18 protein-coding genes are annotated in these 24,767 nt (G+C 64.6%); 14 read left to right on the forward strand and 4 right to left on the reverse strand.

The window, feature by feature from the left end:
- Positions 1-704 precede the first annotated feature (704 nt).
- The gene (locus IEX32_RS12435) at positions 705-3,494 is read right to left on the reverse strand and encodes an Rne/Rng family ribonuclease (protein ID WP_188771861.1); all 2,790 of its coding nucleotides are present in this window, start codon (positions 3,492-3,494) and stop codon (positions 705-707) included.
- Between the two features lie 573 nt (positions 3,495-4,067).
- Between IEX32_RS12435 and IEX32_RS12440 the strand changes: the two genes are divergently transcribed.
- The 9 genes from IEX32_RS12440 to IEX32_RS12480 all read left to right on the forward strand — a co-directional run bounded on the left by IEX32_RS12440 (position 4,068) and on the right by IEX32_RS12480 (position 14,941).
- Positions 4,068-4,937: an N-acetylmuramoyl-L-alanine amidase family protein gene (locus tag IEX32_RS12440; RefSeq protein ID WP_188771862.1), complete on the forward strand. Its 870-nt coding sequence runs from the start codon at positions 4,068-4,070 to the stop codon at positions 4,935-4,937.
- Positions 4,938-5,013: 76 nt separating this feature from the next.
- Entirely contained in the window at positions 5,014-7,545 is a 2,532-nt protein-coding gene (locus IEX32_RS12445) for a penicillin-binding protein 1A (protein ID WP_188771863.1), read from the forward strand.
- 56 nt (positions 7,546-7,601) lie between these two features.
- Positions 7,602-9,182, forward strand: a complete 1,581-nt coding sequence (locus tag IEX32_RS12450; RefSeq protein WP_188771864.1) for an AMP-binding protein — start codon at positions 7,602-7,604, stop codon at positions 9,180-9,182.
- 13 nt (positions 9,183-9,195) lie between these two features.
- Positions 9,196-10,290, forward strand: coding sequence for an alpha/beta hydrolase (locus IEX32_RS12455; protein WP_229736354.1), 1,095 nt, complete (start codon positions 9,196-9,198; stop codon positions 10,288-10,290).
- A gap of 82 nt (positions 10,291-10,372) precedes the next feature.
- On the forward strand, positions 10,373-10,792 hold the full coding sequence (locus IEX32_RS12460; RefSeq protein WP_229736355.1) for a MarR family winged helix-turn-helix transcriptional regulator: 420 nt from the start codon (positions 10,373-10,375) through the stop codon (positions 10,790-10,792).
- Between the two features lie 13 nt (positions 10,793-10,805).
- Positions 10,806-11,873 (forward strand): phosphotransferase family protein, encoded by a 1,068-nt coding sequence (locus IEX32_RS12465; RefSeq protein WP_188771866.1) that lies wholly within the window; start codon positions 10,806-10,808, stop codon positions 11,871-11,873.
- On the forward strand, positions 11,870-13,174 hold the full coding sequence (locus tag IEX32_RS12470; RefSeq protein ID WP_188771867.1) for an acyl-CoA dehydrogenase family protein: 1,305 nt from the start codon (positions 11,870-11,872) through the stop codon (positions 13,172-13,174). Before IEX32_RS12465 ends, IEX32_RS12470 begins: the two co-directional genes overlap by 4 nt.
- A 1-nt stretch (position 13,175) precedes the next feature.
- The gene (locus IEX32_RS12475; protein WP_188771868.1) at positions 13,176-13,928 is read left to right on the forward strand and encodes an SDR family NAD(P)-dependent oxidoreductase; all 753 of its coding nucleotides are present in this window, start codon (positions 13,176-13,178) and stop codon (positions 13,926-13,928) included.
- Positions 13,929-13,963: 35 nt separating this feature from the next.
- Complete coding sequence (locus IEX32_RS12480) at positions 13,964-14,941, forward strand: NADPH:quinone oxidoreductase family protein (RefSeq protein WP_188771869.1); 978 nt, start codon at positions 13,964-13,966, stop codon at positions 14,939-14,941.
- Positions 14,942-14,977: 36 nt separating this feature from the next.
- Here IEX32_RS12480 and IEX32_RS12485 read toward each other — a convergent pair whose 3' ends face one another.
- Positions 14,978-16,027, reverse strand: coding sequence for a helix-turn-helix transcriptional regulator (locus tag IEX32_RS12485; protein WP_188771870.1), 1,050 nt, complete (start codon positions 16,025-16,027; stop codon positions 14,978-14,980).
- Positions 16,028-16,177: 150 nt separating this feature from the next.
- Between IEX32_RS12485 and IEX32_RS12490 the strand changes: the two genes are divergently transcribed.
- The 3 genes from IEX32_RS12490 (at position 16,178) to IEX32_RS12500 (ending at position 18,815) form a co-directional block, all read left to right on the forward strand.
- Positions 16,178-17,152: an enoyl-CoA hydratase/isomerase family protein gene (locus IEX32_RS12490; protein ID WP_188771871.1), complete on the forward strand. Its 975-nt coding sequence runs from the start codon at positions 16,178-16,180 to the stop codon at positions 17,150-17,152.
- Between the two features lie 180 nt (positions 17,153-17,332).
- Positions 17,333-18,373 carry a helix-turn-helix domain-containing protein gene (locus tag IEX32_RS12495; RefSeq protein WP_188771872.1) on the forward strand — a complete coding sequence of 347 codons (1,041 nt, stop codon included), beginning with the start codon at positions 17,333-17,335 and terminating at the stop codon, positions 18,371-18,373.
- A gap of 103 nt (positions 18,374-18,476) precedes the next feature.
- Positions 18,477-18,815, forward strand: coding sequence for a hypothetical protein (locus IEX32_RS12500; protein ID WP_188771873.1), 339 nt, complete (start codon positions 18,477-18,479; stop codon positions 18,813-18,815).
- 51 nt (positions 18,816-18,866) lie between these two features.
- Here IEX32_RS12500 and IEX32_RS12505 read toward each other — a convergent pair whose 3' ends face one another.
- Positions 18,867-19,637: a LytTR family DNA-binding domain-containing protein gene (locus IEX32_RS12505; protein WP_188771874.1), complete on the reverse strand. Its 771-nt coding sequence runs from the start codon at positions 19,635-19,637 to the stop codon at positions 18,867-18,869.
- A 218-nt stretch (positions 19,638-19,855) separates the two neighbouring features.
- Between IEX32_RS12505 and IEX32_RS12510 the strand changes: the two genes are divergently transcribed.
- Both IEX32_RS12510 and IEX32_RS12515 read left to right on the forward strand, forming a co-directional pair.
- The gene (locus IEX32_RS12510) at positions 19,856-21,505 is read left to right on the forward strand and encodes a hypothetical protein (RefSeq protein ID WP_188771875.1); all 1,650 of its coding nucleotides are present in this window, start codon (positions 19,856-19,858) and stop codon (positions 21,503-21,505) included.
- A 35-nt stretch (positions 21,506-21,540) separates the two neighbouring features.
- Positions 21,541-23,127, forward strand: a complete 1,587-nt coding sequence (locus IEX32_RS12515; protein ID WP_188771876.1) for a glycosyl hydrolase family 79 N-terminal domain-containing protein — start codon at positions 21,541-21,543, stop codon at positions 23,125-23,127.
- Between the two features lie 153 nt (positions 23,128-23,280).
- Here IEX32_RS12515 and otsA read toward each other — a convergent pair whose 3' ends face one another.
- Positions 23,281-24,720: an alpha,alpha-trehalose-phosphate synthase (UDP-forming) gene (gene otsA / locus IEX32_RS12520; RefSeq protein WP_188771877.1), complete on the reverse strand. Its 1,440-nt coding sequence runs from the start codon at positions 24,718-24,720 to the stop codon at positions 23,281-23,283.
- Between the last annotated feature and the right edge of the window lie 47 nt (positions 24,721-24,767).

The raw sequence follows: 24,767 nt of genomic DNA on the forward strand, positions 1-24,767 counted from the left end.
CATCCGACCAAGCTATCCATGACATCAAAGCGCTTGGCCGCCAGCTGGGACGAGGACTTCCTCGTCAGCCTCATCTCGTGAAAACTCATTCACCCGATTCCCCTGGGTGACCGTCGAGGGGGAAGGGCCGATGCCGGTCCTTGCCCGCGCGAGGCGGACGGACACGGCAGAACGCCCGCTGGCGAATGCGGGATAACGCCGAAGGGAAAAACGCTCGGGGCCAGGAAAACATCGGGCCGGCGCTGGGGCGCCCTTGCGGGGGCGCGGGTGTTTGCGGTCGTCACTGGCGAGTGGCCGGCTAGCGACAGCGGCAGTCCGGCTCGGCCTGGGTATTTCATGGACGGGTTCGAAGGGCGTCGCAGCGGGCTCGCGACGGTCGGCGCCCTGGGGCTTCCGGGTGCGTCCCCGGATGGAGGGGGACGGATGCCGGAGCCACGAAGAACCTGCCCGGTCTTTCTGGGCGCTGCTTGCGCGGCCACGGCTTGGACAGCTCGAGCCCCGGCCCGCAGCGCCGACCCGGCACACCGGAAGGGTTGTACCTGCCCCGCCGGATGGCTGGGGTATATAACCCATTCGGTTCAAAATATCAAGAAAAAGCACCGTTTACGTCATTTGGCTCGTCCGGGGCCGGTGGCTGTCGCTCGGCGCGCCCTCGCGCGTAAACAACAGCCGCCGGCTCCGGAACAAGTCCGGGGTGACGGGCCTTATTCGCCGAAAGTACGCTGCCACCAGCCGCGACGCGGCGATTCTGCGCTTTCGGATTCGGTGTCGTTCGAAGCCGTAACCGCCGTCTCTTCGGATGGGGCTGCTTCGGCGGCAGGAGCGGCATCGACGACCGACGATTCCTCGACCGGATCAGCCTCCGCCTTTTTTCTCCGGGTGCGCTTGGGCTTGGCGGGGGCTTCCTCGACGGCCGCCTGATCGCCAGCGGTTTCCTCCACCGGTACTTCCGCTTCGGCCTTCTTGCGCCGCGTGCGCTTGGGTTTGGCCGGAGCTTCCTCGACGCTCGCCTGATCGCCAGCGGCTTCCTCTGCCGGTGCTTCGGCTTCGGGTTCGGCCTTCTTGCGCCGGGTGCGCTTCGGCTTTGCCGGAGCTTCCTCCGCAGCGACCTCTTCCGCCGGTGTTTCGGCTGCTGCAGGTGCCTCGGCTTCGGCGGGTGCCTCGGCTTCGGGGGCTTTCTTGCGCCGTGTACGCTTCTTTGGCGCGGGAGCTTCTTCCGCTTCTACGGCCGGTTCTGCATCGGCTTCCGGTTGCTCGCGTTCGGCAGCTTGTTCCTCGCCTTCGCCGGCCTCGAGCTGCTCGCCGTGCTCGCCGTGCTCGTCGCCACGGCGTCCGCGACGGCGGCGGCCACCACGGCGGCGGCGCTTGCGCGGAGCCTCGCCTTCCTCCGCATCGGCGCTGGCGGGGGCCTCCTCGCCCTCGCTCTCCATGGCCTCGGCAGTTTCCTCGCCTTCCTCGCCTTCACCGGCGGGCTGCTCGTCGCGGCGGTCGCGGCTGCGACCACGGCGGCGCTTGCGGCGCTTGCGGCGGCCTTCACCCTCGGCGCGAGCATCGGCCTCTTCGAGTTCGAGTTCGTCGTCCTCTTCCTCGGAGAGGTCGTCATCCTCGACGTCGACGGCGATCGGCTCGAAACGCGGCACGAATTCGTTGCGCGGGCCTGAGGAGACGACGCGCATCTTGGCGCCCTCGTTCTCGCCCTCGGGAATGACCTCGACAGTGACGCCGTAGCGCATTTCAATGTCGGCCAGGTCCGCGCGCTTGGCGTTGAGCAGGTAGACCGCGGCTTCGGTGCTGGCGAAGAGCGTCACGACCACGCCCTTGCCCTTGGCCGCCTCGTCCTCGATCAGACGCAGCGCCGAAAGGCCCGCCGAGCTGGCGGTGCGCACGAGGCCGGTGCCGTCGCAGTGCGGGCAGGAACGCGTGGTCGCCTCGAGCACGCCGGTACGCAGGCGCTGGCGGCTCATTTCCATCAGGCCGAAGCTGGAAATGCGGCCGACCTGGATGCGCGCCCGGTCGTTCTTGAGGGCTTCCTTCATCGCCTTCTCGACCTTGCGGACGTTGGAGCCGTACTCCATGTCGATGAAGTCGATGACGACAAGGCCGGCCATGTCGCGCAGGCGCAGCTGGCGGGCGATCTCGTGCGCCGCCTCGAGGTTGGTCGAAACGGCCGTTCCCTCGATCCCGTGCTCCTTGGTGGCGCGGCCCGAGTTGATGTCGATCGAGACCAGGGCCTCGGTCGGGTTGATGACGATGTAGCCGCCGGACCTGAGCTGCACGACAGGATCGTACATCGCGGTAAGCTGGTCTTCCGCGCCGTAGCGCTGGAACAGCGGAACCGGGTCGGAATAGGGCTTCACCTTGCGCGCATGGCTGGGCATCAGCAGCTTCATGAAGTCCTTGGCGGCGCGGTAGCCTTCCTCGCCCTCGACCACGACTTCCTCGATGTCGCGATTGTAGATGTCGCGGATGGCGCGCTTGATGAGATCGCTGTCCGAGTGAATCAGCGTCGGCGCGGCGGACCTCAGCGTCATTTCACGCAGCTCGTCCCACAAGCGGGCGAGATAGTCGAAGTCGCGCTTGATCTCGGTCTTGGTGCGCTGGAGGCCTGCCGTGCGCACGATGCAGCCCATGGTGCGCGGAAGCTGGAGTTCGGAGATGATCGACTTCAGGCGCTTGCGGTCGCTGGCCGAGCTGATCTTGCGGCTGATACCGCCGCCGTGGCTCGAATTGGGCATCAGCACGCAGTAGCGGCCAGCGAGGCTGAGGTAGGTGGTCAGCGCCGCGCCCTTGTTTCCGCGCTCTTCCTTGACGACCTGCACCAGCAGCACCTGGCGCCGGTGGATGACGTCCTGGATCTTGTAGCGGCGGCGCAGCGCCATGCGCTTGGCGCGCAATTCGTCCGCTTCCTTGGAGCGGCCCTTGCTCTGGCGGCGACGGCCGCGGCGGCGCGGACCCTCGGAATCGTTTTCCGACGAGTCCGTCTCGGCCTCATCCTCGCCATCGCCGTGATCGAAGCCGTTCTCGACATTGCCGGCCTCGATGGTCGCGACATGGTCCTTCTCGGAGGTGTCGACTTCGGTCAGGCCACCGCCTTCGTAGTCGTCGGAGTCGAAATCCTCGCCCTCGCCATCGGCATCGCCGTCGGAAGCGGAATCGTCATCCCCGTCGTCACCCTCGCTGGCGCGCAGCGCGGCTTCCTCCTCGGCGTGGGCGGCCTCTTCGGCCAGCAGCGCCTCGCGGTCTTCCTTGGGGATCTGGTAGTAGTCGGGGTGGATTTCGCTGAAGGCCAGGAAGCCGTGACGGTTCCCGCCGAAGTCGACAAACGCCGCCTGGAGCGAAGGTTCCACACGGGTGACCTTCGCCAGGTAGATGTTGCCTTTTATCTGTTTGCGTTCGGTCGATTCGAAATCGAACTCTTCAATGCGGTTTCCCTTGAGTACCGCCACCCGCGTTTCTTCCGGGTGGCGCGCATCGATTAGCATGCGCGTTGCCATTACGTGATCTCCATGCGCGCCTTGACCCGGCCGGATCAGCCGTGGAGGCGCGGTTCTGTTCGAAAATGCCCGGCGGCACGTGGAGCGCTCGGCCAAATACGGCGAGGCTCTGCGTGTGTCGGGCAGGGGTAAGCATGAAATCGGGGCAATCCAGCGCCCCGTTTGTGGTCATTGTGTCTGCGAGAGCGAGGCCGCGTGGCGAATTCGAACACGCGTTGAATTGCGGCCAGACCGCCCATGCCCTCGCGGGCATCGGCTGGCAAAGCGGCAACTGGCTTCTCATGTCTCGCGTCAACCTGTTGGATCCGGATGAATTTCCGGTTCTGACGACCGGAGTTTCAGCATCGTCGGTCCTGTCCGGCACCCATCTGGGGGTTCATGTCCGGATTTGCGAGGACCGAAGGCTTGATGGCTCCGGGTTGAAATGGCCTAGCATTCATGGCCTTGCACGGCAAGTTACTTGCCACTGGTCAGTCCTGCCACAATCATGGTTAACGCTTCCCTACTAAAAATGGGGGAAAAGCGCGCGGTTGCGGGATTGTCCGGCGGGAGAACCGCACTTAGTGAATCGTCATGTTGCGCGCCCTTCAGTTGGTCGTCATTCTTTCGGTGCCTCTGGCACTGGCGCTTGCGGCATTCGTCGTCGACCACGAATTGTACCGGCAGGCGCTGGGCTACGGCCATGTCATCCGCTTCGACATGCCGCAGATCGGCGCGCCGGCGGACCTGCCGAAAGTTGAAGGGCCGGCCGATGCGAGCCGGCCGCTGGTCGTCCTCGATCCCGGGCACGGCGGCTTCGATCCGGGGGCGGGGCAGGGGGGGCTCAAGGAAAAGTCTGTTGCCCTGCAGATTGCGCTCGCGATCCGCGACCGCCTCCTTGAAGACGGCGGCATCAGGGTGGCGCTGACCCGCGACAACGACCGCTTCATTTCGCTGGCGGACAGGCCGGACATCGCGCGTCGTCTCGGCGCCGACCTGTTCGTCTCGATCCACGCCGACAGCGCGGAGAACGATTCCGCGCGAGGGGCGAGCGTCTACATCCTCTCGGAGAAGGGGACGGACGAGGCCGCGCGGCGCTTCGCCGCGACCGACGATACCTCCGTCCGGCTCAACGGCGTGACGCTTTCCGATATTGACGCGCACGTGAGCGCGATCCTGCTGGATCTGTCGCAGCGCGATACCCTGGCAAGTTCGAACGAGATCGCTTCGCTGATGCTGCGCGAGCTTGCCGAGGCGCAGGTCGGCCTGCACCGGGAGCGCGTGGAGACGGCGGCGCTCGCGGTGCTCAAGGCACCCGACATCCCCTCCATCCTGCTCGAATCCGGCTACATCAACAACGAGCAGGACGCGCAATTCCTGGGTTCCGCGGCAGGGCAGCAGACCATCGCAAAGGCGACTGCCCGCGCCATCCGCGCCTACCTCGCGCGGCGCGCCGGCGTCTGAACCGCGCTCCTGGGGGCGGCACGGGGCAACGACTCTCTGGCGCTTCCCGAAGGGCTCATGCTAGAGGGCTGGCGCAATGAGCGACGAGACGAACGAGCCGGGCGGCGATCAGCAGCCCAAAGACGCGACTTTCCGTATCCGCAGGGAAGCTTCGGGTCGCCTGGCCGCATTCCGCACCGCCTGGCGTACCCGCAAGGGGTTGCGCCGCATCGGCTATCTGTGCCTGGCCGGGCTTGTCGGCATGGTCGGCTTCTGGGTCTATCTCAGCCACGATCTGCCGGATGCCAACAAGCTGCTCGAATACCAGCCGCCGCTGCCGACCATGGTGCGGGGCATCGATGGCGAGGTCATCCACAGCTATGCGCGCGAGCGCCGCGTCCAGCTACGTTACGTCGATTTCCCTCGTCCGCTGGTAAACGCATTCCTTTCGGCCGAGGACCGTACGTTCTGGAGCCACGGCGGCGTGGACTTCGGCGGTTTCGTCGGCGCGGTGGTCGACTATGTCTCCAAATACGGCAGCGGCGAGCGCGCCAAGGGCGGTTCCACCATTACCCAGCAGGTAGCCAAGAACATCCTGATCGGCGACGAGTATTCGGTCACCCGCAAGCTCAAGGAAATGATCGTGGCACGCCGCATCGAGGGCGTGCTGAACAAGCAGCAGATACTCGAACTCTACCTCAACGAAATCCCGCTGGGGCGCCGCTCCTTCGGCGTCCAGGCCGCCGCGCGGGCCTATTTCGACAAGGACGTCGACGAGCTGACGCTCAGTCAGGCGGCCTTCCTCGCCATCCTGCCGCGCGCGCCCGAAGTCTATGGACGCAAGCAGCACGTCGAACGCGCGATAGAGCGCCGCAACTGGGTGCTTGACCAGATGGTGCGCAATGGCTGGGCCACGCGGGAGGAAGCCGAAGCGGCCAAGGCGCAGCCGCTCGGTCTCGTCGCCCAGCGCGGCAACGACTACGATCCGGCCAACGGCTATTTCGTCGAAGAGGTGCGCCGCCGCCTGATCGAGCGCTATGGCGAGAAGGCCGAGGACGGGCCGAACAGCGTCTATGCCGGCGGGCTCTGGGTGCGTACTTCGCTTGATTCCGAAGTGCAGCATGCGGTGCGCGACGCGTTGCGCAAGGGGCTGCTGAACTATCACGGCAATCGTGGCTGGGCGGGGCCGATCGCCCAGATCAAGGATCTGGAGAATTGGCAGACGCAGCTGATCGTCTCCAACAAGACGGTTGACTACAAGGACTGGCGCGTCGGCGTGATCCTCGACGCCGCCGACGGCAAAGGCCGGATCGGCTTTTCGGATGGCAGCACCTCGGCGCTGACCAACGTTCCCGAGCGGGCCAAGGCGGGCGACTTCGTGGCCGCCGCGCCGGTTTCCGCCGGAACTTACGCGGTGCGCACGATCCCCGAGGTTTCGGGCGGCATGCTCATGGAGCAGCCCTGGTCGGGTCGCATCATCGCCATGCAGGGCGGCTTCGATTCCGGCCTCGCCTCGTTCAACCGCGCGACGCAGGCGGAACGCCAGCCCGGCTCGACGATCAAGCCCTTCGTCTACGCGACGGCGCTGCAATACGGCATGACGCCTGCGACGCAGGTGCTCGACGGTACCTTCTGCGTCTACCAGGGCGGGGCCCTGGGTGAGAAGTGCTTCCGCAACTTCGGCGGCGAGGGCGGCGGCACCCACACGATGCGCTGGGGCCTCGAACAGTCGCGCAACCTGATGACGGTGCGTATCGCCAACGACACGGGCATGTCGCGCGTGGTCAATAACTTCCGCCATGTCGGCATCGGCGACTACAAGCCCTATCTCTCCTTCGCGCTCGGCGCGGGCGAGACGACGGTGGCGCGCATGGCGAACGCCTATTCGGCCCTGGCCAATAACGGCGTGCAGTATCCCGCCACGGTCATCGACTACGTGCAGGACCGCAATGGCAAGGTGATCTGGCGCGGCGACAAGCGGCGCTGCGACACTTGCAACATGGCGGAGTGGGACGGCAAGCCGATGCCGCGTATAGAGCGGCGGGGCAAGCAGGTGATCGACGCCGAGACCGCCTATCAGGTGGTCCACATGCTGGAAGGTGTGGTGACACGCGGTACCGCCGTGCGTTTGCGTGATCTCGACCTGCCGCTGTTCGGCAAGACAGGAACTACCAACGGTCCCACCGACGTGTGGTTCATGGGCGGCTCCCAGGATCTCGTCGGCGGCGTCTACCTCGGTTACGATTCGCCGCGTTCGTTGGGCGGCTATGCGCAAGGCGGGCGCATCGCCGCACCGATATTCAAGGATGTCGTCCTCGCCACAAAGCCGCGCTGGAGCGACCGGCCGTTCATCGCGCCGGCCGGTATCCGCATGGTCCGGATCGACCGCGTGACCGGCAAGCAGGTGATGGGCGTGGAGCCCGGAGACGAGGCAAAGGCCTCGGTAATCTGGGAAGCGTTCAAGCCAGACACGGAGCCGCGCCAGTATACCGCTGAGGACGAATTCACCCGCCGGCGCGATGCCCTTATCGCTTATATTCGTGAGGCCCGTGAGACCCGCGAGGCGGCGGCGGCGGCCGCGACGGGCGACACCCGGGACTTTGCGGAGGAGCAGGGCGGGGTATACTGATCCATCCATGAACAAAGGCGGCTGACGCTTCGGTCGTTCGAGGGAGAAACGATAGTATGCCGGGCCACCACCCGTCCCGCCACGCGCGGACCACGCCTGATGCTCTGGCAATGATCGTTGCCGACACCGGGGAAACGCTCAGCTATCGGGAACTCGACGAAGGTTCGAACCGCGTCGCGCAACTGCTCCGCTCGCTGGGGCTGCGTCCGGGCGACCGGATAGCGGTGATGCTGCGCAATTCGCCCGAATTTTCCAAGGTCTACTGGGGCGCGACGCGTTGCGGCTGCTTCGTCACGTTGCTTTCGACTCATCTCAGGCCCTCCGAGGCCAGCTACATCGTCGGCGATGCCGGGGCGAAAGTGCTGTTCCTTTCCGCGTCGATCGGCGAGACGCCGTGTGCGCTGGCGCGCGACCGGGCGGAACTGGCCCCGGGCGTGTCGCATGTGTTCTTCGCCGGAGACCCGCCGGGCGAGGGGGCCATGACAGGTGCCGTCTCGCTTGACGAAGTGCTGGCGTCGATGCCCGCCGAGCCGGTGGCGGATGAGATATCCGGCTTTCACATGATCTATTCGAGCGGCACTACCGGCCGGCCCAAGGGCATCGTCCTGCCGTTCACGCCGGGGCCGATCGACGAGTTCAACGCGCTCGAAGGCGCCCTGCCTATCTATCAGGAGCTCGATCCGCTGGTCTCGCTCAATGTCGGCCCGCTCTATCACGGCGCGCCGCTGTCCGGCATGGTCACCGCGCAGCGCCTCGGCGGCACGTTCGTCACGCAGCGCAAGTTCGATGCCGAGGGCGTCCTGGCCGCGATCGAGCGCTACAGGGTCAATATCGCCCAGTTCGTGCCGACGATGTTCGTGCGCAAGCTGGCCCTGCCCGACGACGTGCGGGCGCAGTACGACATGTCTTCCCTGCGTCTGGCGATTCACGCGGCCGCGCCGTGTCCGGTCGAGATCAAGCGGCGCATGATCGACTGGTGGGGGCCGATTATCTTTGAATACTACGGCAGCACCGAAGGTGTCGGCGCTACCGCGATCACCTCGCAGGAATGGCTCGAACGGCCCGGCTCGGTCGGCCGTTCGTCGCTGGGACCGATCCATATCTGCGACGAGGAAGGCCGCGAGCTGCCGCCGGGCGAATCCGGCATCGTCTATTTCGAAGCAATGCCGGGCCGGTCGGTGAACTACCTCAACGATGCGGAGAAGACGCGCAGCGCCTCGCACCCACAGCACCCGGACTGGTTCGCGGTGGGCGACATCGGCCGGCTCGACGAGGATGGCTATCTCTACCTGACCGATCGCAAGGACTTCATGATCATCTCGGGAGGGGTGAACATCTATCCGCAGGCGATCGAGGACTGCCTGATCGTCCATCCGCAAGTGCTCGACGTCGCGGTGCTGGGCGTCGCCGATCCCGAATACGGCGAGAAGGTCAAGGCGGTGGTCCAGCCCAAGGACTGGGCCGACGCCGGCCCGGAGCTGGAAGCCTCGCTGCGCGACTGGTGCGGGGGGCGTATTTCGGCCGTCACCGCGCCGCGCGAATACGAATTCGTGAAGGAACTTCCGCGTCTGCCTTCGGGCAAGCTCGCAAAGCATGAACTGAGAAAGCTGTACGGCAATGCCGTCGCGGTGGCCTGAGGAGAGAACGCCGATGCACGTTTCCCGGATCGCCCTTCGCCGATGCCTGCGCCTTACCGCCTGCGCGGCGCTCTGCGCCATGACGCTGAGCCCCTCGCTCGCGGCCGCGAAAGATGCCGCGGTGGCCCCCGTGGCTGCCTCACCGGCATCCGGGACGCCATATGTCCGACCTGACGTGAAGGCTTACCTCGAGGCGATGAGGGCGGCTCCCCGGCCCGAGCTGACCCGCGAAATGCTCGAAAAGATCCGTCAGATGCCTCCCAGCGCCATGGCGGCGATGTCCATGGGCGACCTGCCGGTCGGCGAACTCGCGGTGCAGCGAGACGTTGAAATGCGCGGCCCGGCAGGACAAATCCGGCTGCGCCTCTACGACATTCGTGCAGAGCGCGGCGCATCGCCCGTCGTCGTGTTCTACCATGGCGGCGGCTTTGTCGTGGGCAGCATTGATACCCACGACGGACTCGCTGCGGAAATAGCGCGTCGGCTCGACCTGCCGGTGGTCTCGGTCGAGTACCGGCTCGCGCCCGAGAACCCCTGGCCAGCCGCCCTTGACGATGGCGAGGCGGCAGCGCGCTGGATCGCCGCCAACGCCAAGGCCTTCGAGCGCGAGTTTACCGGCCTCGTGCTGAGCGGCGACAGCGCCGGTGGCAACATCACGCTGATCACAGCCGCCGCGCTCCGCGACAAGCCGGCCGCCTTGCCGGTGGTCATGCAATTGCCGATCTATCCGGTGACGGATTTTTCGAAGCGCTATGCGTCGCATGACCTCTTCGGCAACGGTTACGGACTGGACAGCAGTTCTATCGATCTGTTTACCGGATACTATGCGGCAGATCCCGAGAACCAGCGCGCTTCACCGTTGTTGGGCGATCTTGCTGGCCTTCCGCCCACCGTGCTCGTGACCGCTTCGCTCGATCCGCTGCGAGACGAAGGCCGTGCATACGCTGCCGGGCTGGTGGAGGCCGGCGTCCCCACGAGCTATTATGAAGGCAAGGGGCTGATCCACGGCTTTGCCACCTACCGGAAGGCAATCCCCTCGGCACAGGAGGACACCGTCACGTTCCTTCACCTCGCCCGGGCCATGCTGGAGGGAATCGAGTCTGATTAATATTGACACGATCGTGTCATATTGACATGATCGTGTCATGGAAGCCGAAGCATTCGATTCGCGTCACCCGCTTGTCGGGCTGGTGGATGAAACCATCCGCCTGAACAGCCGGCTGCGCAGCGTGTTCGCCGCGGCGCGTCAGGATAGTGCCCTCAACGATTCCGAGCAAATGGTCCTCAACGCGGTGGTCGAGGCGGAGCGGGCGCCGACCGTTGCCCAGATCGGGCGTTCGATGGGAGAGGCGCGCCAACTTGTGCAGCGCGCGGCCAATTCGCTGCGCGATGCCGGGCTGATCGAGATGGCGGACAATCCGGATCACAAGCGGGCGCCGCTGCTGCATCCCACCCCGCGGGGCATTGATGTCAAACGCGCGATCGATCAGCGCGCGGACACGATCGCCGAGGATCTGATCCCCGCGCTCGATCTCGACGACGTTCGCGGGACCACGGAGGCGTTGCGGGCCATTCGCAGACAACTCGAGGCGCGTTTACGCGCCCGCTGAACGGGAATCGGTAATGGAAGCAGATCTCGACAAGCTTGCGCCCATCGGTCCGCTTACCGAATGGCTCGACGTCCATGTCCCGGAACTGGGCAAGGGGCCGCTCAGGACTTCGCTGCTTTCGGGCGGCACTTCCAACGTGGTGCTCACGCTCGACCGGGGCGAAAAGCCGATGGTCATGCGGCGCCCGCCCGAAGTCCCGCCGCCTGGCGCGGAAAAGGGCGTGCTGCGCGAGGCGCGCATCCTCACCGCGCTCAACGGGACGGATGTGCCGCACCCGGTCTGCTACGGTTCCTGCCCCGACGACAGCGTGGTGGGCGCGCCGTTCTACGTGATGGAGAAAGTCGAAGGCTGGGCACCGAACCTGCGCGACGAGAAGATTCACAACGAACCGCCCTTCGATCGGATGCCTTACGAATACGGCATTCCCTTCGTCATCGTCGACGGCCTCGTGAAGCTCGCGAATGTCGATTATGAGGCGATCGGTCTTGGCGATTACGGCAAGCCGGGCAGGTTCCTTGAAAGGCAGGTGGACCGCTGGGCGGGTCAGCTTGCCTCCTACAAGGAGCGCTATGGCTACGAAGGCCGCAAGCTCGAGGGCTACGCGCTGACCGAGCAGTGGCTGCGCTCCAGCACCCTGCCGGAGGAAGTGCGCGGCATCATTCATGGCGACGTCGGCACGCCGAACATGATGTTCCGCCACGGACCGCCCGCGCGGCTCGCCGCAATGATCGACTGGGAGCTTTCGACCATCGGCGATCCGATGATCGACATCGGCTGGTTCACCGGCAGTATGCGCGACGAGGAAAATCCGGGAAGGGAATTCGCCACCGCGCTCAACAACCCCGAGCACTTCCCGACCAAGCAGGAACTGGCGCGCTACTACTGCGCGGGGACCGGGCGCAATATCGGCGACTTCCGCTGGTTCTCGATCCTGTCGCGTTTCAAGTCCGGCTGCCTGCTCGAATACAAGGTGGCTCAGGCCGAAGCCGGGATATTGCCCAAGGAAACCGGGCGCTTCTTCGCGCGCATCGTCGAAAACGTCTTCAAGGAAACAGCCGCGGAAATCCGGAGGATATCATGATCGATTTCAGCATCGAACCCGAATTCCAGGCCAGGCTGGACTGGATGGATACGTTCGTCCGCGAGGAATGCGAGACGATGGACCTGCTGTTTCCCGAACAGGGCGCGCAGTTCGATCCCGGCTACAAGGCGGCCAGACGACACCTGAAGCCGCTGCAGGACGAGGTGAAGAAGCAGGGCCTCTGGGCCTGCCATCTGGGGCCGCACCTCGGCGGCCCCGGCTATGGGCAGGTCAAGCTGGCGCTGATGAACGAGATCATCGGGCGCTCGAACTGGGCACCGGTGGTTTTCGGCACCGCCGCCCCCGATACGGGCAACGCAGAGATCCTGGCGCTGTTCGGCACGCCCGAGCAGAAGGAGAAGTACCTCGGGCCGCTGATGGCGGGCGAGATCGTCTCGTGCTTCTCGATGACCGAGCCGCAGGGCGGCGCCGATCCCGATGTGTTCACCTGCAAGGCCACGCGCGAGGGCGATGAATGGGTGATCGAAGGGGAGAAGTGGTTTTCCTCCAACGCCCGGTTCGCCAGCTTCCTGCTCGTCATCGCGGTCACCGATCCCGATGCACCGCTGACGGAGCGGATGAGCATGTTCGTCGTCCCCGCCGACACGCCGGGGATCGAAATCCTGCGCAACGTCGCCATCGTCGGCGACACCGATCCCGACAACGGACACCACGCGCACATCCGCTACAACAAGGTGCGCGTGCCGCTCGACCATATGCTCGGCAATCCGGGCGAAGGCTTCAAGGTGGCTCAGGCGCGTCTTGGCGGCGGGCGCATCCACCACGCGATGCGCACCGTCGGCATGTGCAATCGCGCGCTCGACATGATGCTGGAGCGAGCCGTGTCGCGGCAAACCAAGGGCAAGATGCTGGGCGAGCACCAGCTTGTGCAGGCCAAGATCGCCGATTCGATCATCGAGCTTGAACAGTTCCGCCTGCTGGTGCTCAAGACCGCGTGGATGATCGACGAGATCGAGGCCGGGCGGATGAAGCACGGGGCGGCGCGCAAGCACATCGGCATGTGCAAGGTGGCGATGGCGTCGGTCTATGCGAACGTCGTCGGCCGCGCGCTGGAGGTGCATGGATCACTGGGCATTTCGCTCGATATGCCGCTCGCCAAATGGTACGCCGGAAACATGGCGCTCGCCTTCGCCGACGGTCCGACAGACGCCCACCGCTCGCAGCTCGCCCGCGCCTATCTCAAGCGCGCGAAGCCGGCGGATGGCATGTTCCCCAGCGAGCACATTCCGACGCGCACGGCCAAGGCGCTCGAACGCTATCCTGATGCGCGGGAGGCCTGAGATGGACCCGCTGTTCGATTTTACCGGGAAGGTGGCGCTGGTCACCGGGGGCTCGCGCGGGCTGGGCTACCAGATGGTCAAGGCTTTCGCGGCGCGCGGCGCGGACGTGATCATCGCCAGCCGCAAGCTGGAGAACTGCGAAACGGTGGCCGAGGAATGCCGCGCCCTCGGAGTGAGGGCGCTGGCGCTCTCGGCGCACGTCGGGCGATGGGACGAATGTACCCGGCTCGTCGAGAAGGCCTGGGACGCATTCGGCCATGTGGATATCCTTGTGAACAATGCGGGCATGAGCCCGGCAATGCCCAGCCACGAGGTGAGCGAGAAGCTTTTCGACTCGGTCGTGAACCTCAACTTCAAGGGACCGTTCCGTATCGCCAGCCTGATGGCGCATCGCATGGCCGAGCATGCCGATGAGAACGGGAGTGGATGCGTCATCAACGTCTCGTCATCGGGGTCCATGATGCCTTTGCCGAAGACCATTCCTTACGGCTCGTCCAAGGCCGCGCTCAATGCCATGAGCAAGAGCCTTGCCTGGGAATATGCGCCCAAGGTGCGGGTCAACACGCTCTCGCCCGGAGCCTTCCGCACCGACATCGTCGAGGCATGGCCGGACAAGGGGAAGGGGGCCATCCCCATCCCGCGCGGCCACGCCGCCGACCCGCATGAGATCGTCACCGCCGCCCTGTTCCTGGCAAGCCCCGCGTCGGTGAACGTGACGGGCTCGCTGGTGCGCTGCGACGGGGGGCAGCACTAGGCTTTCTCCGTGGGGAGAGGATTGGGAGATTTCGCATGCCCTTAGCCGTCATCGGCCATGAGTTCGGCCCGCCTGAAAACTACGTCCTCGAAGAATTCGACCCCGGCACACCCGGCGAAGGCGAAGTCCGCGTCGCGATCAAGGCGGCGGGCGTCTCCTACGTCGATGTGCTCACTGCCATGGGCAAGTACCAGTTTCATCCCCCGCTGCCCTTCATTCCTGGCAGCGAAGCGGCGGGCGTGGTTGAAGCCGTGGGCGAGGGCGTCAACCACCTTGCCGTGGGGGACCGTGTGTTCTGCGGCGGCCTGGGCGGCCTGTTCTGCCAGGCAAACACTTTTCGCGCCGCGAACATGGCAAGGATTCCCGAGGCGATGTCTTTCGAGGTCGCTTCCGTCTTTTCGGTGAACTATCAGACTGCGTACTACGCAATCGCTGACCGGGCGCGCGCGAAACCGGGTGAGACGCTGCTGGTGCTGGGCGCTGCCGGGGGAACGGGCTTCGCGGCGGTCCAGATCGGCAGGCACCTCGGCCTCAAGGTCATTGCCTCGGCTTCCAGTCCGGAAAAGCAGGCGGCCGCGCTGGCCGGAGGCGCGGATGCCGTCGTCACCACCGGGGTGGAGGACTGGCGCGAGCAGGTCATCGCGGCGAACGATGGCAAGCCGGTCGACATAGTCTTCGATCCCGTGGGCGGCGATGCGCTGGAGCCCGCCTTTCGCTGCCTCGGCTATGACGGACGCCACCTTGTGATCGGCTTCACCGCCGGGATCGCCTCGCTCAGGACCAACCTTGCGTTGCTCAAGAGCGCCAGCCTCGTCGGCGTGCAGATGCGCGACCACGCGCTCAAGCGTCCGCAGGAAGCGAATGCGATGCGCCGCAAGGTGATGGAACTGGCGGGCGAGGGGAAGTTCAATCCCGCAATCGCGGCGCGCCATGCGATTACGGATTATGTCGCGGCGATGAACGAAGCGTTCTCGGGCACGGCGGCGGGGCGGGTGGTGCTGTTGATGGAGTGACCGGGAAGGGCGACCAACCTCCCCAACGAACCTGCCTCAGCAGCCGGCCCGGAACTGCTGCGGCGTCATGCCCGTCCAGCGCTTGAACGCCCGCCCGAAGCTGGTCTGCTCGCCGTAACCGAGACGGTCGGCGATCTCATCCAGCGAAATGCGGCGGTCGGCCAGGTGGGCCTTGGCGAGTGTTTCGCGTTGTGCCTCGACCAGTTCGGAGAAGCGCGTGCCTTCATCCGACAGGCGTGACTGGAGCGTCCGCACCGACATGCCGACTTTCTCCGCGCAGCGCTCGATCGAGCAACTGCCCCGCGCCAGCGAGCCGCGAATGAAGCTTTCCACCTTGTCGACGATCGACTGGCTGTGCTCGGACTTCACGCGCTGCAGGTAGGAGCCAAGCAGCTTGTAGAGCAGCCGGTTGGCGCTGGGCACGGGCTGTTCCAGCGTGCGGACCGGGAAGGCTACCGAATTGCGGCTTGACTGGCTCACGACGCGGCAGCCCAGCGTCTTTTCGATTTCCGGCAGATCGCTTGCGCGCGCATCGGCGGAAAGGCTCACCCAGCTGGGGCGAAACGAGGGGCCGCCGATCGCCTGGAGCAGTTTCAGGTTCAGCATCGCCGCCTGATAATTTGCCTGGTCGTTGATACCGATGTCCGTGTTGACCAGCCAGGTCAGTTCGGCCGTCTCGCGTCCTTCGATTAGCACCACCTCGCAGTCGGGTGCATGAACGGCAGGAAGAAAGTCGATGAGGCAGCGGATGCCAGCGCGCACCGTAGGCGCGGCGCGGCAGAGCGCGGTTACGCAGCCGAAGACTTCCGGATCCTGCATCGTCGCGAAGTGGAGACCGAAGAGCGGATCGTCGAAGATCGAGCTGCAATATTCGAGCGTGTCGGCGACCTGCTGCGGGGCTATCAGGCTTTCGGGATCGGTAAGCACCCGCGCCTCCATGCCGTGACGCTCCACGATTCCGCGCGCATCACGCCCATGGCTGCGCGCAACATTGGCAAGGCCGGAAAAGTTCGCCGCGCGCACTTGGCCCCCGCCCGGTGCGACGTCGAGCGGGCCGTCGAGACTGAAGAAGCTGTTCCGGGCCATCCGGGTCCCTTTCGCGTGAAGGACGTTGCGGCATTATCCTTTTGGCGCCCAGTATCGAGAACGCCGCGCGAATTGCCAATACCCTTCCGCTTGCCTGTGGCAGCAGAAGGGAAAGCACAATCAGGCTGTAAACCGCCGGGAGAGGTACGCATGAAGACGATAGCCGACCACAAGCGGGCCGCCGAAGAACACGTCCTTTACGAGAAGGACCCGGCGACGAAGATTGCGACGATCACGTTCAACCGGCTCGACAAGCACAACACCGCCACCATCGGAATGCGCGCCCGCTTCGGTGAGCTGGTGTTCAAGGCGAACATCGATGACGACGTGAAGGTGCTGGTCATTCGCGGCGCCGGCGACAACCTGGGCAGCGGCGGAGACCTTGACGAGCACGGTGATCTCTATCTCAATCCCAAGCCGGGCGATGGATTCCTGGTCGATCTCGAGATTGATGATCCAGAGGTGAAGTACCCTCCGCCGGGCTCGTTCCGCTACCTTCACGGCCTCACGGACTATTACTCCAAGGCGCGTTCGGGCAATCGTCCGCTTCAGGAGTTCAAGAAGATCTCGATCATTGAGGCGAAGGGCTATTGCTACGGCTGGCACTTCTACCAGTGCGCCGATGCCGACATCATTGTCGCTTCGGACGATGCGCTGTTCGGTCATCCGTCTTTCCGCTACGCCGGATGGGGGCCGCGCATGTGGCAGTGGCTGGAAACCGTCGGACTGCGCGCTTTCAGCGAGATGCTGTTCACCGGGCGCCCGTTCACGGCGCAGGAGATGTTCACCGCCAACCGCTTCGTGAACAGCGTGGTCCCGCGCGAGCAGCTTGAAGCGGAAACCGCCAAATATGCTCACGCCTGTTCGATCACGCGACCGACGGACGTAGTGGTCGCGCAGAAGACCTTCATTGAGGCCTACAAGCAATACCGCGGCGAATACATGGGCAGCCTGCTCACGGGTTGGCTCGAAGGCATGCTGCCGCTGATGCGGGACGATACCGAGCACGATGTGAATCTCGGCAAGGGGAACACATTCCAGCAGGGCATCGGCCAGGTGGTGAAGGGACACGACGCCAAGTATCCGCCCGAATGGCGGCTCTCGAAGAAGGGGCGCGAGGGCTGAATCGTCTCTGCGCGGGGCGAAAAGCACGGCCGGCAATGCGTGTAATGCAGATCATTTCGCGCAGCCTGTAGGGTGATGGCCCATTTCGGTGGTAAAGTGATGATTGACCCGGACGGCAATGGCTGCCGGTCAAACAAGCGGGCGCTAGCATAAACAGGCCCCCGCAACGCGGAGAGACCCATGGCTGAGACACTGTTCTCGTTCGACAGTCGCAATTACCTCGAATGTCAGCACAAGTTTCGTGGCACGCGTGACCAGGAATATTATCGCGGCGATTTCTGGATCGAACATGCGTCGAATGTCGACGTTCGGTCCGAACGCAAGGCGGTGGGCCCGATCTCGCTCATCCGCCAGCAGTCCGCCACGAACCTGTTCTTCCGCCGCTCTCGCCAGCATATTCGCGAGGATGCGACCGATCTTTCGGTGCTCTGGTTCGTGAGGCGCGGCGAACTCGCTTTCTCGAACCAGTGCGGCAACAAGACGGCGAAGTCCGGCGACTTCGCGATCACGCAGTCGATGTCGCCGTTCTTCATCGAGTGCAGAACGGACAACGAGGGCATGCATGAAATGCTGCACGTCACCGTGCCTACGCACATACTGCGCGGTCATATCCAGCACGATTTCAGTGTCGGCCTGTTCATGCCGGCCGATCGCCCCGAACTGGCGGTTGCCGAAAACCTTCTGACCCGCGCTTTCGAGGATGACGGCCGACTTGGCGAGGATTCGCTGCGGCTGCTGGTCGACACCGCGCTCGGCCTGATCGGCAACGCCATGCGGGCCAGCGAGGAATTGCAGCCGGTGCGCCAGTCGATCGCCGACAGGCGGCTGGAGGAAGTGCTGCGCTTCATCGAGGTACACCTGTCCGACCCGCAGCTTTCGACCACGATGGTCGCCAGGGGCTGCGCGATCAGCCCGCGCTACATCTCGTTCCTGCTGCGCCGGCGCGAGACTTCGTTCTCCGAACTGGTGTGGGAGCAGCGGCTGGCGAAGGCGAAGGACTGGCTCGCGAATTCCGATCCGCGCGATATCTCGATCAGCGAGATTGCCTATGGCGTCGGCTTCAAGAGCCCTGCGCATTTCAGCCGTATGTTCAAGCGTGTGTTCGGCGCCAATCCGCGCGACTACCGCGGCGACTGCGGCGTGCAGGACGCGGCGCCGGTACCGGTCGGGACGCCGGAGCGCTTTGCCGAATACGCGGCGGCCAGCCAGCTCCTGCAGTAGGACTGATTCCGGCGGGGCGATACTTGTCCCGCGTCAGATGGCACGCGCTTGTGTCGATTCCGCCGATGACGAATGTTGCCATCAGAACAATCAGGAGGATGCCATGCCGAAGATGAAGCTCGTTGCGCTAACCCGCCCGCTGCCCGGCCGGGAAGAAGAGTACCACGACTGGTACAACAACGTGCATCTGCCCGAACTGGTAAACAAGTTCGGCCTGGCCGGCGCCCAGCGCTACAAGCTGGCGGCAAAGCTGATGGGCAGCGACGAGAACGAATTTCTCGCGATCTACGACATCGAGGCCGACGATCCGATGGCCTTCCTCGGCAAGGTAGGCGCCGCCGCCGAGAGCGGGGAACTGACCCCGAGCGACGCCCAGGACGTCGGCACCTGCTATACCGCGCTCTTCACCGAACTGGGCGAACGCGTCGTGCCCGCAAGCTGAGGGTCGGAGGTTCGCGCTTACCGGAACGCCCGCAGCCCGATGCAGCCGAGATCACTGCACCTTGGTATGGGAGGGCAGAATGCCCGCCGTCTGGAGGCGTTCCACCGAGTCCCTTGCGACTGGCGCCGCCGCACCGTTCTTCAGGATGATTTTCCAGCTTCGGCCAGCGGGCTCTGCCGTGGCAATCGCGTGTCTGGCTATCCACCAGCTGCGATGTACCTGTTCGCCCTCAACACCCGCCATTTCGGCTATGGCGTCGCGAAGGCGCATCAGGAGCAGTTCGCTCCCGTTTTCGCCATGCACGCGAACATAATGATCTTCGCTTTGCAGGGCGAGGACCGGCCCTTGAAACCCTGGTGAAAGCCGGGAGCGGAGCACGGCCGGGGGCTTTGAATGCCCGTTGCCGCCGGGAGTTGATTGCGCATGTTCCCGCGCGGTTTCGAGACGTAGCCGCTTGCCGGCCCGCATCCGGTGGTCCGCGCTTTTGGCCCACCGCGTCACTCCCAGCACGGCCAGAGCGCAGAGCAACGAAAAAGGCAGCAGTCCGGTGTAACCGTCCAGCCCGCGGAATTCGTTTTTCCCGATGTCCCGCCAAACTATCGCGAGTGGCGCGCTGACAACGACCACGCCCCAAAAGGTCACGGCCGTACCCGGCAGATCCGTTTTCCTTGCAAGGGCATGGAGACCGGCAATGGCAGGGCGGGTCAGAAGATAGGCTCCCATCAGCAGCATCCACCAATGGGCTATTCGGCCTGCGAGACTGTCATCCGCATAGGTGCCGAATGGCCCCATGAAGCCGACAATGCAGGAGAGAACCAGCATAGCCCAGATTTCGAGCAGGATGCGCCGTGCGGAAATGTCTCGCCCCTCTCGCCAATTTACGAAGCGTCAAGTGGCAAATGCCTGCATTTCCGGGCCGTTGACAAGTCAAAACGCCGCGTAACGCAATTTGGCTTGCCGGTGAACGGCCGGCCGTCATCTGCCTCGTCAATCGGAACGGATGCGCGTGACACTGTTCCTTCCGATAACGGGAGAGCAAGATGCCTTTAAGAAATTCTATTCGTGTCGCCGCGGCCACGGCCACGATTTCCATCTTGTCGGCTTGCGCCCATGCCGAGGCAGGCACGGCCACGCAAGGCAGCGACGTATCGATTGGCCGAGTCGAGGTCACGACCATCCCGTTCGACCCGGACCTTTCCGTTCGCAGTGCGACTTATACGCCGTCGGGCAAGGTGCTGGTTTCCTACACGGATGACGACAACGCCGATGACCGCGATCGGAAGCTCGCGACGATGAACGATGACGGCACCGGGTTCCGGCCCTTCTTCGCCGGGCGGATACCAGAGCGTCCCAAGGACAACGGCATCCGGTTCATGGTGTTTCCGGACAACAAGCGCATCTTCCTGGGCGATTTTATCCTCGAATGTACCGCCGTGCTGGAAAAATGCACCGATCCCAAGCTGCTGCCCGTGACCTATCCGGCGGAAATCGCCGATGGTGAGCACGTGGGGCACCGCTGGTCCGAAATGATCGTCGCGCCCGACAACCGTTCGATCGCCTGGACGACGCTGCTGTCCAACTATTCCGCACTCGTTTTCACCGGCGAGTTGCGCAGGGCTGATGGGGGGTACGTGATCGCGAAGCCGCAGATCGTGAGCACGCTCGATCCCTTCCGGCCCGATCCGGATCATCCGGACGGGGTGCTGCCCCAGCCGGTGCTTGGCGGCGAAGTAAAGCAGTTCGTCCATGGCGGCACGGCGCTGTCGCTCGTCGGATCGGTTCGGCGCGATATTCCGGACTCGGTCGTCCAGTACCTTGCCACGGGCGAGCGGGAGGCGATCACCGATACGCCCGGATATACCGAAACCACGATTTTTTCGCCCGACGAGCGACTCGGCATCACGATGACGACCCGGTTCTCGCCCAGGTCGGATCCTGCCATCTTGGGTCTTCTGCCCCGTCCTTATCCGGACAGCCTGAACATGGGGCTGAGCATGTTCGCTTATACATACGGCGTGACGGGCGTGAGGGGCGCACGCCCCGGCAACATCGGGCCGGCGCTGATCGATATCGCCGCTTCGAAGAGCGAGGATGGCTACCTTGGCATCGACCTGAGCACGGACCCGGAGTGGGTCTTTCATTCGCCCATGTCCTGGCACCCCGACGGCACCAAGGCGTTGTGGCCGGAGGGCCGGCGCGAAGGCGGGGAAAGGCGGATCCAGGTTGTCCACCTGCCAGACTACCGTCCGGCGGCGCCCGTCGCCGCGCGGCCGACGCCGAGCAACATTCCATACGGCAAGACCGATCTGTCGGTCGTAAAGGAATTCGCGAAACAGAGCCGTGACATCGACGTGAAGGTTTATGGCCGCGCGTCGGGACACATCGAATATCGCCGTACCCCGGCGAAGATCGTCAAGACTTACGTGAATTTCAGCGATGACGGTCAGAGCGTCTACTCGGGAAGCGAGGCGCTGCAGGTCAACCCGCAGGGTAACTCCACCTACGTCGCCAAGGTGGCATTGAGCGGACCGAAGCCGGGCCGCATGGACCTTACCGTCACATTCGGGCCAATCAGCGGCAACTTGCCTGCGCGGATCGTCTTCGACCATGGTGCGGATGGTCAACCGGCCTTGCGCGGGTTCGCCGAATATGACGGCCGCAGGCTGGACGTCGCGGACCTGGTACCGTGAAGCCGCTTGCCGCCAACCGGAAAGGAAATTCAGCAATGCGAATGCACTCAAAATCGAGAACTGTGGCCTGCCTGCTTGCATCCGCGGCGCTGGGCGGATGCGTTACGGCTGCCGATGCAGGGGAGGAGGCAGACGGAACGAGAACCGTGCGGGTCGACGCCAGGACGCTCCCGCTGGTTCGCGAGATGGACGAGCGCTTTCAGTCCTTCCAGATCGGCATGTCGCACCTGACGGGCGGCGAGACCTGGCGAACCTATGACGAGGGCAAGGAAGAGGGCGACGCGCCGCAGGCCGAGAATTTCGAGGCTGTCCGCGAAGCGCGCGCGCCGACCGATCTCGGGAACCGGCGCTTGCGCAATCTCGCAACAGCGCTTGGCCCGTTCTACGTCCGTTATGGCGGGACGACCTCGAACTCGGTCTATTTCCACAACAGCGATTCTCCGGCGCCCAACGATCCGCCGGCGGGCTATCAGACGGTCCTGACGCGCGAGCGCTGGAAGGCGGCAATCGACTTTGCCCAGGCGGTCGATGCGAAGATCGTCACCGGATTTACCGTCAGCGGCGGCGTGCGTGACGGCGAAGGGGCGTGGACGCCCGTCCATGCCCGCCCGTGGGTCGAATATACCAAGTCGATCGGCGGCGAGATCTACGCCGCCGAACTCTACAACGAACCCAACGCACACGAGCCGGGGCGGACGACCGAGCCGGAAAGCCCGGAAAGCTATGCCCGCGACTTTGCGGCGCTACGCCAGGCCATGAATGAGGTCGCCCCGGACCTGAAACTGGCCGGTCCTGGTACGGCCGCGCTTGGCGTGCCATTCCGGGTAGAGTCGCTCGAAAAGGTCAGCCCTGAACAATATATGGACGCGACTCCGAAACCGCGGTTCGACATCGTTTCCTATCATTTCTACGGGGCGCTGGCAGAACGATGTGCGCCTCCGGAATCGCCCGCCGGGGTGAGCGCCAGCGATGCCTTGACCGAACAGTGGCTTGCCCGACCCGACAAGGAATTCCAGAAGTTAAGGGCGCTGCGCGACAAGTATGCTCCCGGCGCGCCTGTCTGGCTCACCGAGACCGGAGCGGCGGCCTGTGGCGGCACGCGCTGGCAGCCGACGTTCCTCGAGACTTTCCGCTTCCTCGATACGCAGGCGCGCCTCGCGAAGCAGGGGTTGGACGCGATCATCACCCATGCGCTGATCAGCGGCAGCAACGGCGTGATCGACGAAAAGACATTCATGCCCAATGCCGACTATTGGGCGGCGTTGATGTGGCGGCGCCTGATGGGCACCAAGATTCTCGATGCCGGCCCGATTGAACCGGGCCTGCATGTCTATGCGCACTGCCAGCGCGGCGTGCCTGGCGGGGTGACCGTGCTGGCGATAAACCTGCAGAACGAGACGGCCAATGTCGCTGTGCAAGGTCCGGTTGACCGGTACACCCTGAGCGCACCCGAACTGCAAAGCCGGGTCGTCCTGCTCAATGGCAAGGCTCTCGAACTTGGCGCAGACGACACCTTGCCTGAGATCGCGCCCGAGCGACTGGCATCGGGCAACGTCCGTCTCGCGCCGACCAGCGTGAATTTCATCGCAATGCCCAAGGCCGACAACGTCGCCTGCAGGTAAGGCTTTGCCGGCAACTTCCACGTCGCGCGGCAATGGCTGAAAAGCGCAAGTGGGCACGGGTTATGACCGGCCCCTTGCGCAACGGCGCGGTCGCGGCCGCTGCGTCACGGGCGAGATCGGTGCCGTAGTGGTACCACGTCCCGTTTCGAAGGTTCACGCCGCCTTGTCGTGCGCGCCGGTGTCATCCGCGCCGGTGTCATCCGCGCCGCCGCCCTCCGCCTGGCCGAACAGCGCGGCGACGAACTCCTCGCGCCAGTGCTGCACGTCCTCGTCGCATACCGAGGCAAGCAGCTTCTCGTGTCGCTGCCGGCGTTCGGCGAGAGGCATTTCGAGCGCCCGCTTTATCGTTTCGCTGACGTGCTCCGTGGAGTGCGGGTTCACCAGCAGGGCATCCGCGAGTTGTAGGGCTGCACCGGCGAACTGGGACAGGATCAGCACACCGGGATCCTCGGGATCCTGCGCTGCGACGAATTCCTTCGCGACAAGGTTCATGCCGTCGCGCAAGGGTGTCACCAGGCCGATGTCGGCGGCGCGGTAGAAGCCCGCGAGGTGGCTGCGTGGATAGCCCCGGTTGACGTAACGGATCGGCACGAAGGCCACATCGGCATGGGCGCCGTTGATGTGGCCGGTCTTGCGCTCGAGATCCTCGCGAATCTGCTGATAGCTGGCGACATCGCCGCGCGACGGCGGGGCGATCTGCAGCAGCACGACATCGCCGGCCTGGCCCGGATTGTCGGTAAGGAACCGGCCGAAGCTTTCGAAACGCTCGCCCAGGCCTTTCGAATAGTCGAGCCGGTCGACCCCGATCATCAACTTTCGGCCCCGAACGCTGGCCTTGAGGCGGTCGTGCGCTTCCCTGGCCTCAGCGCTGTTCGCGCCTTCGACGAACTCGGCAAAGTCGATTCCGATCGGGAATGCCCTGGCGATGATCCGGCGCCCGCCGTAGTCGATCGTCCCGTCCTCCGTGATCGGCAGGCCGAGTTCCTTGCTCACGTAATGGATGAAGCTTTCCAGCCACTCCTGCGTCTGGAAGCCGATTACGTCGTATTCCAGCATCGAGCTGACGAGCCGCTCGTGGAAGGGGAGCGAGACCAGCAGGCGCGTGGGCGGCCAGGGCGTGTGCAGGAACAGGCCGGTGCGGTTCTTCACCCCCTTCTGGCGCAGCATGGAGCCCAGCGGCAACAGATGGTAGTCGTGAACCCATACCAGATCGTCCGGCTCGATCAGCGGCAGGACGGAATCGGCGAAGCGCGCGTTCACACGTTCATAGCCCTCGCCGAAGTTGCGATCATATTCCGTCAGGTCGATGCGGTAATGGAACAGCGGCCAGAGCGTGCGGTTGGCATAGCCGTTGTAGTATTCGTCGATGTCCTGGGGTTCGAGATCGATTGTGGCCGTCGTGACGCCTTCGATCCGCTGCATGTTGAGATGGCCGGTGAACTCTTCCGTCTCCTGGCCGGACCAGCCGAACCAGATGCCACGATGTTCGCGCAGCGCCGAATTGAGCGCGACCGCCAGCCCGCCCTGCGCCCCGGCGGCACCCGCCGCCTTGGGTACCGAGACCCGGTTCGAAATGACGATCAGCCTGCTCATGTGTCCGTCCCCTTTGGAAGCGCCTCCGCGGATTTCGAGGTTGGCGC

The sequence above is a fragment of the Novosphingobium endophyticum genome, assembly GCF_014640675.1.
In the GTDB taxonomy this organism is placed as follows: domain Bacteria; phylum Pseudomonadota; class Alphaproteobacteria; order Sphingomonadales; family Sphingomonadaceae; genus Novosphingobium; species Novosphingobium endophyticum.